The sequence below is a fragment of the Clostridium sp. D43t1_170807_H7 genome (assembly GCF_015555905.1).
Classification (GTDB): Bacteria; Bacillota; Clostridia; order Clostridiales; family Clostridiaceae; genus Clostridium.
The window spans coordinates 59,797-73,390 of the sequence record NZ_JADNLK010000011.1; the positions used below are offsets into that span (position 1 = coordinate 59,797).

The window sequence follows — 13,594 nt, forward strand, 5'->3', positions numbered from 1 at the left end:
GAGAGAAGTTTAATATGATTAAAGATATAACTATAGGTCAATATATACCAGGTGAATCTTTTATACATAAACTAGATCCAAGAACAAAGATATTAATTTCATTTTTATTTATAATAAGTTTATTTATTGTTGATAAATTTGTGGGATATATATTTGTTGTAGCATTTTTAGCTTTGGTGGTTTATATTGCAAAGATATCTCCAAGATATCTTTATAAAGGATTAAAGCCTGTATTCTTATTAGTAGCATTAACTGCTATATTAAATATTTTTATGCTTAGAGATGGGAGATTGATTTTTCATCTTGGATTTATAAAAATCTATGAATCAGGAATAAGAACTGCATTTTTTATGGCAATGAGATTAATACTTCTTATAATGGGAACTTCAGTTTTAACATTAACAACATCTCCTATAGAATTAACAGATGGAATAGAAAGGCTATTAAGACCTATCGGAAAAGAAATTGCACATGAGTTAGCTATGATGATGACAATCGCGCTAAGATTTATACCTACGCTTATAGATGAGACTGATAAAATAATGAAAGCACAAAAAGCCAGAGGGGCTGATTTTGAAACTGGTGGATTAGTAAAAAAAGCAAAAAGTTTAATACCTTTACTAGTACCATTATTTATTAGTTCATTTAGAAGAGCTGATGAACTTGCTATGGCTATGGAAGCAAGATGTTATAGAGGGGGAGCTGGTAGAACTAGAATGAAAGTTTTAAAGTTCACTTCTAAGGATTTTATTGCATTTGGAGTTTTCGCATTATTATTTGCAAGTACTCTTATTGTTAGATTTGCAATTTAATAATTTGAATAAAAAAGGTGATAAGTTGAATAATATAAAATTAACTTTAGAGTATGATGGAACTAATTATTATGGTTGGCAAAAGCAAAAAGGAATGAAAACAATACAAGGAGAGATAGAAGAGGCTCTCTTTCTTGTTACTAAGGAACCTTGTGAGGTAACAGGAAGTTCTAGAACAGACGCAGGAGTTCATGCTAAAGGGTTTGTTGCTAACTTTAAAACAAATAGTAAAGTGCCTCCAGAAAGATTTAGAGAGGCACTAAATGTTAAATTACCTAATGATATAGTTGTGATTAAATCAGAAAAGGTGGAAAATGATTTTCATGCTAGGTATTGTGCTAAAGGTAAAACATATGAGTATTACATATTAAATGATCAGGTACCTTCAGCATTGATGAGAAATCAAGTGTATCATTATAAATATGATTTGGATATCGAATTAATGAAGGAGGGGGCAAGACAATTTATTGGGACTCATGATTTTGCTGCATTTAAAACGCAAGGAAGTTCAGTAAAAGGAACTATAAGAACTATTTTTGATGTAAAAGTAGAGAAAACAGAAAAAATTATAAAAATTTCTGTAAGTGGTGATGGTTTTTTATACAATATGGTTAGAATAATAGTTGGGACCTTAATAAATGTTGGAAGAGGAAAGACTCCAGCCAGTTCTATATCAGATATAATAGCCCAAAAAGATAGAACACTAGCAGGTGATTGTGTTCCACCTAATGGCTTGTTACTGAAAGAAGTGTATTATTAAAAAAAATTAATAAAAATTGTTGACACGCCCGTAAGCGTGTATTATAATTTATTTTGTTTGTTAGAATAATTTATGTACGAAAGGCCACGAGCCCCGAGGTCTTGACATAAATGTTATACATATGAGGTATAACGATAAATGTAAGTTCAGGGAGGGAAAAACATGAAATCATACATTGCAAAAGCACAAGAAGTTGAAAGAAAATGGTATGTTGTTGATGCTGCTGGTAAGCCACTAGGAAGAGTTGCTAGCCAAGTTGCTTCAATATTAAGAGGAAAGAATAAGCCAACATTTACACCAAATGTTGACTGCGGAGATTTCGTAATAGTTATCAATGCTGAAAAAGTTGTTTTAACTGGTAAGAAGTTAGATCAAAAAATGATGAGAAAGCACAGCTTATATCCAGGTGGATTAAAAGAGACTCCATATAGAGAAGTATTAGCTAAGAAGCCTGAATTCGCTTTCGAAGAAGCTGTTAGAAGAATGCTTCCAACAGGAGTATTAGGAAGAAAAATGCTTAAGAAGTTAAAAGTATACCAAGGTGCTGAGCACGAACACGCAGCTCAACAACCAGAAGTACTTGAATTAAAGTACTAATACAGGCTCGGGAGGAGGAATAAAAAATGGCAAAAGTTCAATACATGGGTACTGGAAGAAGAAAAAAATCAGTTGCAAGAGTTAGACTTGTACCAGGAAACGGTAAAGTTGTTATCAATAACAGAGAAATCGAAAATTTCTTTGGTTTAGAAACTTTAAGAATGATCGTTAACCAACCATTAGTTTTAACTGGAACTAAGGATAAATTTGACGTATTAGTTAACGTTCACGGTGGTGGATTCACAGGTCAAGCTGGAGCTATCAGACACGGAATAACAAGAGCTTTAATTAAATCAGATGAAAACTTAAAATCTGAATTAAAGAAAGCTGGTTTCGTAACAAGAGACCCAAGAATGAAAGAAAGAAAGAAATACGGTCTTAAGAAAGCAAGAAGAGCTCCACAATTCTCTAAGAGATAGTTTGGATCTTTCAAGCGAAAGACTTATCAAAAGCTTTGGAATGTTTATTCCAAGGCTTTTTTTGCTATTTAATTAAATAAAAAATTAATAACAAATAAATGGTGTAAATTAGCATGAAATATATTTTAGTAAAAATTTATATTAAATCTATGTTAAAAAATGTTGAAATCTATTAACAAATGTTAAATTTTATTGTAAACTTAACGTTATAAAAGTTTTATAAAAATATATAAAATATACAAGAGTGAAGGAGAATAAATCTTGGATACGTTAATGACAATAATCAAGTTGTTAGGTGGATTAGGACTATTTATCTACGGAATGAAGCTAATGGGTGATGGCCTAGAAAATGCTGCGGGAGAAGGATTAAAGAAGATACTAGAAAAAGTAACTAAAAATCCTATAGTAGCAGTAATTGTAGGTGCAGTAGTTACTATGGTTATTCAAAGTAGTAGTGATACAACTGTAATGGTAGTTGGATTTGTTAATGCAGGATTAATGAATTTAGCACAAGCAGCTGGAATTATTATGGGGGCTAATATAGGAACAACTATTACAGCTCAATTAGTTGCATTTAAATTAGATGAAATAGCGCCAGTTTTCGTTTTTGTTGGTGCTATGATGGTAATGTTCGTAAAAGGTAAGAAAAGAAAAGAAATAGGTAACATAATATTAGGTTTCGGTATACTATTTGTTGGTATGGGAACAATGAGTGGCGCAATGAAGCCATTAACAACATTACCTATGTTCCAAGAGATACTTACAACAGTAGGACAACATTGGTACTTAGGAGTAATAGCAGGGGCTTTAATTACAGCAGTATTACAAAGTTCATCAGCTACTACAGGAATATTAGTAGCATTAGCTACTGCAGGTGCATTAAACATTAATCAAGCACTGCCAATAATTATGGGTTGTAATATTGGTACTTGTATAACAGCAATGCTTGCAACAGTGGGTACAAATAAAACAGCACATAGAGCAGCTATGTTACATTTAATATTTAATGTTGTTGGTACATTATTATTCTTACCAATAATAATACCAGGTTTCTTAGGTGATTTTGTTTCATATTTTACAGGTGATGTAAAGAGACAAATAGCTAATGCACATACAATATTTAATGTAGTTAATACATTAGTAATGGTACCTTTAATTCCGATATTATGTAAAATTGTAGAAAAAATAATACCGGGTGAAGATGATGAAAAGGTAGGACCTAAATATATTGATGATAGATTATTAGAAACTCCGGTAATTGCAGCTGGACAAGTTCTAAAAGAAACTATAAGAATGGCTAATAAAGCTAAGTTAAGTTTAGAATTAGCTATGGATTCATTTATTAAGAATGATGAAAGTTTAGCTGAAAAAGTTTATGAAAATGAAGAAGTAATTAATAACCTTGAAGAATGTATAACTACATACTTAGTTAAACTTTCTAAGTGTGAATTATCAGATAAAGAAAAAAATATAGTTGCATCTACATTCCATATAGTAAATGATATAGAGAGAATAGGAGATCATGCTGAAAATCTTGCAGATTTAACTATTCAAAAAATAAATAAAAAGTTACAATATAGTGAAGAGGCTATTAGTGAAATAACTAATATGTATCAAACTACACTGAAGGCATTAGATGTATCAATTGATAGTTATGCTGATAGAGATGTAAACAAAGCTAATGAAATAACTAATATTGAAGCAGAAATAGATAAACAACATAAGAGATATAGAGACCTACATATAAAGAGATTACATGAAGGTACTTGTAATGCTTATGCAGGAGCAATCTTCTTAGACTTACTAAGTAACTTAGAAAGAATAGGAGATCATTCAACAAATATAGCTGAAATAGTTATTGAAAATAATGCATAAAAAAGAAGCCAAAAGGGCTTCTTTTTTTTCAAAATTTATGAATGGTAAGAAATATATCAAGTATAATAAGTTGAAAAGTTAAACATAATAAAGGTGATATTAAAATAATGGAGGATATGTCATGAAGAAAGTAATTGTTGCTATTATTACATGTCTACTTATTGTTACTTATATAATACCAGTTAATGCATTTGCTTTTGATAATTCGAATAAAGTTATTTTGATTGATCCAGGTCATGGAGGAATTGATGGCGGAGCAAAATCTAAAGCAGGAACTATTGAGAAGGATATAAATTTACAAATTTCATTAAAGTTAAGAGATAATCTTGAAGAAAAGGGATATAAGGTATATATGACAAGAGATGAGGATGAAGGGCTTTATCAAAAGGGTAATACTATTAAAGAAAAGAAGAGAGAAGATTTAAATAGAAGAGTTGAAATGAAAAAAGAAACAAATTGTGATATATTTGTTTCAATTCATCAAAATATGTTTCCACAAAGTAAATGTTATGGAGCACAAGTATGGTATGCTTCAAATGAAAATAGTTATAATTTAGCTACAATTGTTCAAGAGTCAATAAAAGAATCTGTTAAGGATAATAATAAAAGGGTAGCAAAGCCAGCTGCTGAAGCATATTTAATTTTAAGAGATAAATATGAAGGTGCTTCAATATTAGTAGAATGTGGCTTTTTATCAAATCCAGATGAAGAGTCTAGATTAAAAAGTGATGAGCATCAAAATTTGATAGTTGAAGGAATATCAAATGGAATTGATAAGTATTTTGATGGTGATATAAATAAGACTGTAGAATCATAGTAATTTCCTAGGAAATAGATAGAATATTTATATAGTAATAGAATAAATTATAAAGCCGACTTATATCGACCTTATAATTTATAGAGCAATCTATAATCTTAATCTTGTAAAAAATGTAATAAAATAATAAACTAAAATTATAAAAATGAAAAGGGGGATCACCAATGAGAGAAATACATATATCAGAAATTATTAGCACGGTAAGAGAGTTATGTATAGAATCAAACTATTATTTATCAAGTGATGTAAAGGAAGCTTTATGCAAAGCTAAAGAAAATGAAACATGGCCATTAGCAGAAAATGTTTTAGATCAATTAATATTAAACTCTAATATTGCCAAAAAGGAAGATATGCCAATATGTCAAGATACAGGTATGGCATGTGTATTTGTGGAAATTGGACAAGAAGTACATATAGTTGGTGGATTATTACAAGATGCTATTAATGAGGGGGTTAGAAGAGGATATGATGAAGGTTTTCTAAGAAAATCAGTAGTTAAGGATCCTATCCATAGAGTTAATACAAAGGATAATACACCTGCTATTATTTATTATGATATAGTACCTGGTGATAAGATTAAGATTACAGTAGCACCTAAAGGATTTGGATCTGAAAATATGAGTAGGATAAAGATGCTTAAACCTTCTGATGGATTACAAGGGGTAAAAGATTTTATAATTGAAACTGTGAAATTAGCTGGACCTAATCCATGTCCTCCAATAGTTGTTGGGGTTGGAATTGGAGGTACATTTGATAAGGCTGCTTATTTAGCTAAGAAGGCATTGATTAGACCTTTAAATAAAAGAAACCAAGACAAATTTTATAGTGATTTAGAAGAGGAATTATTAGAGATTATAAATAAGTTAGGAATAGGACCACAAGGTTTTGGTGGGAAGACAACTGCCTTAGGATTAAATATAGAAACGTATCCAACTCATATTGCAGGATTACCTGTTGCAGTTAATATTAACTGTCATGCCACAAGGCATAAGGAAAGAGAAATATAAGGGGGATATGAAATGATTAAAAGTATAAATACGCCTTTAACTGAAGAGATTACAACTGGATTAATAGCTGGAGATAGTATTCTATTAACTGGAACTATATATACGGCTAGAGATGCAGCTCATGGTAGATTAATTAATTTATTAAATGAGGGAAAAGAACTTCCTATAAATGTGAAAGATGAAATTATATATTATGTTGGGCCTACACCAGAAAAACAAGGACAAGTCATCGGATCAGCAGGACCAACAACTAGCTATAGAATGGATAGTTATGCTCCTAGACTTTTAGACTTAGGATTAAAAGGAATGATAGGTAAAGGAGCTAGGAATGAAGAAGTAATAGATGCAATTAAAAGAAATAAAGCAATTTATTTTGGGGCAATAGGAGGAGCTGGAGCTTTAATAAGTAAATGTATAACTTCATGTGAAGTAATTGCATATGATGATTTAGGTGCTGAAGCTATAAGAAAATTAGAAGTAAAAGATATGCCTTTAGTTGTTATTATTGATTCTAAAGGAAATAATTTATATGAAATAGGAAAAAATGAATATTTAAATAGTATTAATAAATAAAAAAGCGGTTTAATCCGCTTTTTTTAAAATTTATAGAGTATTAATAAGATAACTTAAATACTTTGGAATCCCTTACCTTTAACTTCAGAGACATCAATTATAGTAATAAATGCTTTAGGATCGATTCTAAGAATTTTATTCTTTAAACTTATCATTTGTGATGTAGTTACTGCAACATATAAAAGCTTCTTTTGGTTATGAGTATAGCCACCTTCAGCCATAAGAGATGTAATACCACGATTCATATCTTTAATGACATAAGTTATTATATCTTCTTCTTTTTCAGTTAAAATAAGAAGAAGTTTTTTACTAGTAAATCCACTTAAAACTTTATCTAATATAGTGCTTGTAATAAACAGAGATATAAGAGTATATAAAGCTTTAGGTAAACCAAAAATACAGGCTGCTACAGTTACTATAATTAAGTTAAATCCAAATCCAACTTTACCTATATCAAGATTAGAATATTTCTTTCTTATAACCATGGTGATTATGTCAGTTCCTCCAATAGAACCATTTCTAAAGAATATTAACCCATAACCGATTCCACTAAAAACACCACCATATATGCAATATAATAATGTATCATCAACTTGAACTAATGAAGATAAAGGCTTGGTTATCATTAATGCTGTTGAAAAAGAAATCATTCCTATTGCAGTATAGATAGTAAATCTTTTACTAAGAAATTTATAGCTTACAAGAAATAAGGGAATATTAAGTATAAATACAGTAATACCTGATGGAATATTCCATAGGTATTGAAGGATTAGTCCTATACCTGTTACTCCGCCGCTTAGTAATCCAGCGTTAGATAAGAATAAATTTACTCCTAGAGAGGAGATAAAACATCCTATTATAATTACTACAACATCAACATAAAAACTTTTACTTTTAAATAAATCTTTCATAATATTACCTCTGTATAGATATATCTATAGTCATCATAAAGATTATATATTAAAAAGTAAACTATGTTAAGTGATTTATTAACTTACTTTTTAATAAAATAAAAGGATTTATTTTAGGAATAATAAGGAATAATAATTCTCTATAAATAATTATTATAGATAAATAAAGAAAAAGATAGTAATTAAATGAAATAGTATTTTTTTTTCTATATTTTGATTTCTATTTTGTTTTACAAGAATAAATAGCAATATTATAATTGACAATATATTGTGTGAGAGATATAAGCATGTACAACATATAGTGGAGGAATAAAAGTGATTAATTTAGATAATATATGCCAAAAAGCAATTGGTGGAATGGATGATTTACAAGGAATTTATATAAAAGAAAAACTTATTGAAAGTTGTAAAAATATAATTAGAGAATCTATGGATAGTGAAGGAATTAGAGACTCTGTAATTCAAGCAGCACTGGAGTTAACTACTGAACAAGAGCCTAAATGGCAATATGTTGCATCTAAGTTATATATATATAGATTATATGATGAGGTTAGAAGAAATAGAGGAATAAATTTAGAAGTTAAACCTTATAGTAAATTTTATGAGTTCATTAATGAGATGACAGATAAAAATTTATATGGGAAATATATTCTAGAAAACTATACTCAAGCTGAAATTGAGGAATTAGAAAAAGAAATAAAGCCTGAAAGAGATTTTATCTTCACTTATAGTGGAATAGATTTATTAACAAAAAGATATTTAATTCAAGATTATAATAGAAAACCTCTTGAGCTTCCACAACAAATGTTTATGGGAATAGCAATGCACTTAGCTATTCCAGAAAAGCAAGAAAATAGAGTTATGTGGGCAAAGAGGTTTTATGATGTTTTAAGTTCTCTTAAAGCAACTATGGCTACTCCTACAATGTCAAATGCAAGAAAGCCATTTTATCAATTAAGCTCATGTTTTATTGATACAGTGGAAGATAGTTTAAAAGGAATATATAAATCATTAGATAACTTTGCTGAAGTTTCAAAGTTTGGCGGTGGAATGGGAATTTACATAGGAAAAATAAGAGCAATTGGTTCAGCAATAAGAGGATTTAAAGGTGCTTCAGGAGGAGTTATTCCTTGGATAAAGCTATTTAATGATACAGCAGTTGCTGTTGATCAGCTAGGTGTTAGAAGTGGATCAGTTGCTATATGGTTAGATGCATGGCATAAAGAAGTTCCAGAGTTTTTACAATTAAGAACTAATAATGGTGATGATAGAAAAAAAGCTCATGATATATTCCCAGGTCTTTGTTATCCAGATTTATTCTGGAGATTAGCAGAAGAGGATATCGATGCAAATTGGTATATGATGTGTCCTCATGAAATAAAGTCTGTTAAGGGATATTCTTTAGAAGATTTCTGTGGAAAAGAATGGGAAAGAAGATATTATGATTGTGTTAATGATGAAAGAATAGATAAAAGAGTTATGTCTGTTAAAGATATAGTTAGATTAATAATAAAGAGTGCAGCTGAAACAGGTACTCCATTTGCTTTTTATAGAGATACGGTAAATAAAATGAATCCTAATAAACATAAAGGAATGATTTATTCTTCAAATCTTTGTACTGAAATAATGCAAAATATGAGTCCAATGGATATTCAACAAACAACTATGTATGATGAAAATGGAGATACTATTATCGTAGAAAAGACTAAAGCAGGAGATTTTGTAGTTTGTAATTTATCATCTGTTGTTTTAGGAAATGTAGATGTAAATAGTGATGAAGAGATAGAGTATGTAGTTGAAACTCAAATAAGAGCTATGGATAATGTTATAGATTTAAATTATTATTCAGTACCTTTTGCTGAAGTTACTAATAAAAAATATAGAGCGATTGGTCTTGGAACTAGTGGATATCATCATATGCTTGCAAATAATAAAATTCACTGGAATGATGAAAAACATTTAGAATTTACAGATAAGGTATATGAAAAAATTAATTATTATGCAATTAAGGCAAGTATGAATATTGCAAGAGAAAAAGGAGAATATTCATGCTTTAGAGGCTCAGATTGGGATAATGGTGATTACTTTAAGTTAAGAGATTATAATTCAGAAGAGTGGATTAAGTTACAAAAAGATATTAAAGAATATGGATTAAGAAATGGGTATCTTTTTGCAGTTGCTCCTAATGGTTCAACAGCAACAATAGCAGGGACATCAGAAGGTGTAGATCCAGTTATGGCAAGATTCTGGTTAGAAGAAAAGAAGGGAAGCATAGTTCCTAAAACAGCTCCTAATTTAAGTTGGGAAAATTTCTGGTTCTATAATTCAGCATATAATACAGATCAAACTCTTTCTTTAAAAATAAATGGAATAAGACAAAGACATATAGATCAAGGACAATCATTTAATCTATATATAACAACAGATTTTACTATGAGACAGATAATGAACTTATATATAACTGCATGTAAATGTGGTGTTAAATCAATTTATTATGTTAGATCAAAATCTTTAGAAGTGGAAGAGTGTGAAAGTTGCTCTGCATAAATTAAAGTGCCTCAGGGGAAGGGTATAAAATAATTAAAAATAGTTTAAGTATTTTAATGAACCCCTTAGGTATAGTCAAATTTGAATAGTGGGAGAATAATAATGAATATAAATAAAAAGCCTTTATTTAATGAAAATGGTGATATAGAAGTTAGTAAGAAGAGAATGATAAATGGTAATACTACTAACCTAAATGATTTTAATAATATGAAATATGGTTGGGTTGCTGATTGGTATAGGCAGGCGATGAACAACTTCTGGATTCCAGAAGAAATAAATTTATCACAAGATTTAAAAGATTATAATAAGCTTAATGAGTATGAGAGAACTGCATATGATAAGATTTTATCTTTTTTGATATTTTTAGATTCAATACAAACAGCTAATTTAAGTAATATAAATAACTATATAACAGCAAGTGAAGTTAATTTATGTTTAACTATTCAAGCTTTCCAAGAAGCCGTGCATTCACAAAGTTATAGTTACATGCTTGATACTATATGTTCACCAGAAAAAAGAAATGAAATCTTATATCAATGGAAAGATGATAAAATTCTTTTAGAAAGAAATAAGTTTATTGGTGAACAATATAATAAATTTTTAGAAAATCCAAGCAAAGAAAATCTTATAAAGACAATCATGGCAAACTTTATATTAGAAGGAATTTATTTTTACTCAGGTTTTATGTTTTTCTATAATCTTGAGAGAAATGGAAAAATGCCAGGATCAGCTCAAGAAATACGTTATATAAATAGAGATGAAAATACGCATCTTTGGTTATTTAGAAACTTAATTAGAGAACTTCAAAAGGAAGAGGCAGATGTATTTACTGATGAATTAGTTAATGAATTAAGACTTATGATGAAAACAGGAGTTGAACATGAAATTAACTGGGGAAATTATGTTATAGGAGAGAATATCCAAGGAATTAATAAGAATTTAATTGAATCATATATTAAATTCTTAGGAAATAAAAGACTAAAGGAAATTGGATTAGAACCATTATTTGAAGGATATGATAAAAATCCAGCAGCATGGGTAGATTCTTTAGCTAACGCAAATTCTGTTAAAACAGATTTCTTTGAAGCTAAATCAACAGCATATGCAAAAGCTAGTGTTTTAGTTGATGATTTGTAAGTGAAAGCCCAAATTTTATATTTGGTTGCTTGAACTTACTCAGCGACTGAAAGGAGTCGAGTTTCATTTAAAAAGCCCAAATTTTATATTTGGTTGCTTGAACTTACTCAGCGACTGAAAGGAGTCGAGTTTCCTTTAAAAAGCCCAAATTTTATATTTGGGCAGTTAAAGTTATATATTCTATACTTACTTTAACTATTTAAGTCTATATTTTTAGGATAAAGTTTCCACGGAAATATAAATTTTAAAAATTTTAATGATAACGTTCTTAAAAATATGTTATAATAATTTTTGTTCGTATAAAATTTCTATAATATAGATTAAAATTATAAAAAATCTATTTATAAATTTAATTAAATGTTTATATTTTATCACGAAATTTACATAATATTGTAGTAGAGTGATGTAAGGTATAAAGAATATTAATAACAGTACTAAGTTTATGCTTAAGTGTAGGAGGAGAATTGAAATGAAAAAAGGTATCGCTGCATCAAAAGGTTATGCAATAGGTAAAGTATTCATTCAAGAACATGAAGAAATAGTTATAACTGACGCAAAAGTTAGTGACGTAGCTGCAGAAAAAGAAAAATTAAAAGTTGCTTTAGAAGCATCAAAAGAACAGTTAACAGCAATTAAGGAAAAGACACTTGCTGAAATAGGTGAACATGAAGCTGCTGTTTTTGAAGCTCACTTAACTTTATTAGATGACCCAGAGTTCACTGGACAAATGGAAATGACTGTTGAAAGCGAAAGCTTAAATGCTATGAAAGCTGTTCAAAATGTAACAGATACATTCGTTATGATTTTTGAATCAATGGATGATGCTTACATGAGAGAAAGAGCTGCTGATATTAAAGACGTTTCTAAGAGAATCATTTCTAACTTAGCAGGAAAAGGTGGAAGTGGATTTGCTATAACTGAAGCAAATACAGTTGTTGTTGCTTATGATTTAACTCCATCAGATACAGCTCAATTAGATAGAACTAAAGTTGTTGGTTTCTTAACTGATATCGGAGGAAGAACTTCTCACTCAGCTATTATGGCTAGAACATTAGAAATTCCAGCTGTTGTTGGTTTAGGAGATATAACTAAAACAGTTAAAAATGGTGATTCAATAATCGTTGATGGTATTGAAGGATTTGCAATAATTAACCCATCAGAAGAAGTTATTGCTGAATATCAAGCTAAGAAAGAAAAGTTTGCAGCAGAACAAGAAGAATTAAAGAAACTTATCGAAGTTAAAACTGTAACTAAATCAGGTAAGAGAATTGAAGTTTGCGGTAACATCGGTAAGCCAGAAGATATAGATCAAGTTTTAGCTAACGGTGGAGATGGTGTAGGATTATTCAGAACTGAATTCTTATACATGGACAGAGACCAAGCTCCAACTGAAGAAGAGCAATTCACAGCTTACAAAACTGTTTTAGAAAAAGCTAACGGTAAGCAAGTTGTTATCAGAACATTAGATATCGGTGGAGATAAGGTATTACCTTACTTACCATTACCAGAAGAAATGAATCCATTCTTAGGCTACAGAGCTATAAGATTATGTTTAGATAGAAAAGATATATTCAAGGTTCAAATCAGAGCTTTATTAAGAGCTTCTGTATACGGAAACCTATGCGTTATGTTCCCAATGATTTCTGGCTTAGAAGAATTCCAAGCTGCTAAAGAATTCGTTGAAGAATGTAGAGCAGAATTACATGCTGAAGGAGTTAAAACTTCTGAAACTACTCAATGGGGTATTATGGTTGAAATTCCAGCTGCAGCAGTTATGGCTGATGAATTAGCTAAGTATGTTGACTTCTTCTCAATTGGAACTAACGATTTAATCCAATACACATTAGCTGCTGATAGAATGAGCGAAAAAGTATCATACCTTTATAATCCAATGCACCCAGCTGTATTAAGATTAATAAAGATGACTATAGACGGAGCTCACAAACACGGTAAGTGGGTTGGAATGTGTGGAGAAATGGCAGGAGATGAAGCTGCTATCCCTACATTAGTTGAATATGGATTAGATGAGTTCTCAATGAGTGCTACATCAATCTTATCTGCTAAGAAGATAATATTAGAACAAGAATAATATATAGAGAGAGAATCGCATTAGTGATTCTCTCTTTTTCTGTGTTGACA

General features: G+C 29.8%; 12 protein-coding genes. 11 read left to right on the forward strand and 1 reads right to left on the reverse strand.

Translation table 11 applies throughout. The annotated features are described in order from the left end of the window. Positions 1-14: 14 nt before the first annotated feature. From I2E98_RS08850 to I2E98_RS08885, 8 genes are all read left to right on the forward strand, one after another. Positions 15-812: an energy-coupling factor transporter transmembrane component T gene (locus tag I2E98_RS08850; protein ID WP_195468560.1), complete on the forward strand. Its 798-nt coding sequence runs from the start codon at positions 15-17 to the stop codon at positions 810-812. 25 nt (positions 813-837) lie between these two features. Continuing rightward, entirely contained in the window at positions 838-1,572 is a 735-nt protein-coding gene (gene truA, locus I2E98_RS08855; protein WP_195468561.1) for a tRNA pseudouridine(38-40) synthase TruA, read from the forward strand. A gap of 162 nt (positions 1,573-1,734) precedes the next feature. After that, positions 1,735-2,169 carry a 50S ribosomal protein L13 gene (gene rplM / locus I2E98_RS08860; protein WP_042401459.1) on the forward strand — a complete coding sequence of 145 codons (435 nt, stop codon included), beginning with the start codon at positions 1,735-1,737 and terminating at the stop codon, positions 2,167-2,169. Between the two features lie 26 nt (positions 2,170-2,195). Next, positions 2,196-2,588 (forward strand): 30S ribosomal protein S9, encoded by a 393-nt coding sequence (gene rpsI / locus I2E98_RS08865; protein WP_133016271.1) that lies wholly within the window; start codon positions 2,196-2,198, stop codon positions 2,586-2,588. A gap of 273 nt (positions 2,589-2,861) precedes the next feature. Then, positions 2,862-4,463, forward strand: coding sequence for a Na/Pi cotransporter family protein (locus tag I2E98_RS08870; protein WP_195468608.1), 1,602 nt, complete (start codon positions 2,862-2,864; stop codon positions 4,461-4,463). 121 nt (positions 4,464-4,584) lie between these two features. After that, positions 4,585-5,280 (forward strand): N-acetylmuramoyl-L-alanine amidase CwlD, encoded by a 696-nt coding sequence (gene cwlD / locus I2E98_RS08875; protein ID WP_195468562.1) that lies wholly within the window; start codon positions 4,585-4,587, stop codon positions 5,278-5,280. A 164-nt stretch (positions 5,281-5,444) separates the two neighbouring features. Continuing rightward, positions 5,445-6,287: a fumarate hydratase gene (locus tag I2E98_RS08880; RefSeq protein WP_195468563.1), complete on the forward strand. Its 843-nt coding sequence runs from the start codon at positions 5,445-5,447 to the stop codon at positions 6,285-6,287. Between the two features lie 12 nt (positions 6,288-6,299). Beyond that, positions 6,300-6,860 carry a Fe-S-containing hydro-lyase gene (locus tag I2E98_RS08885; RefSeq protein ID WP_195468564.1) on the forward strand — a complete coding sequence of 187 codons (561 nt, stop codon included), beginning with the start codon at positions 6,300-6,302 and terminating at the stop codon, positions 6,858-6,860. Positions 6,861-6,913: 53 nt separating this feature from the next. Here I2E98_RS08885 and I2E98_RS08890 read toward each other — a convergent pair whose 3' ends face one another. After that, positions 6,914-7,771 (reverse strand): YitT family protein, encoded by an 858-nt coding sequence (locus I2E98_RS08890; RefSeq protein WP_195468565.1) that lies wholly within the window; start codon positions 7,769-7,771, stop codon positions 6,914-6,916. A gap of 357 nt (positions 7,772-8,128) precedes the next feature. Between I2E98_RS08890 and I2E98_RS08895 the strand changes: the two genes are divergently transcribed. The 3 genes from I2E98_RS08895 (at position 8,129) to ptsP (ending at position 13,544) form a co-directional block, all read left to right on the forward strand. Continuing rightward, entirely contained in the window at positions 8,129-10,318 is a 2,190-nt protein-coding gene (locus tag I2E98_RS08895; protein ID WP_195468609.1) for a ribonucleoside-diphosphate reductase subunit alpha, read from the forward strand. Between the two features lie 102 nt (positions 10,319-10,420). Continuing rightward, entirely contained in the window at positions 10,421-11,455 is a 1,035-nt protein-coding gene (locus I2E98_RS08900) for a ribonucleotide-diphosphate reductase subunit beta (RefSeq protein ID WP_195468566.1), read from the forward strand. A 469-nt stretch (positions 11,456-11,924) separates the two neighbouring features. Beyond that, positions 11,925-13,544: a phosphoenolpyruvate--protein phosphotransferase gene (gene ptsP / locus I2E98_RS08905; protein ID WP_195468567.1), complete on the forward strand. Its 1,620-nt coding sequence runs from the start codon at positions 11,925-11,927 to the stop codon at positions 13,542-13,544. The last annotated feature ends 50 nt before the right edge of the window (positions 13,545-13,594 follow it).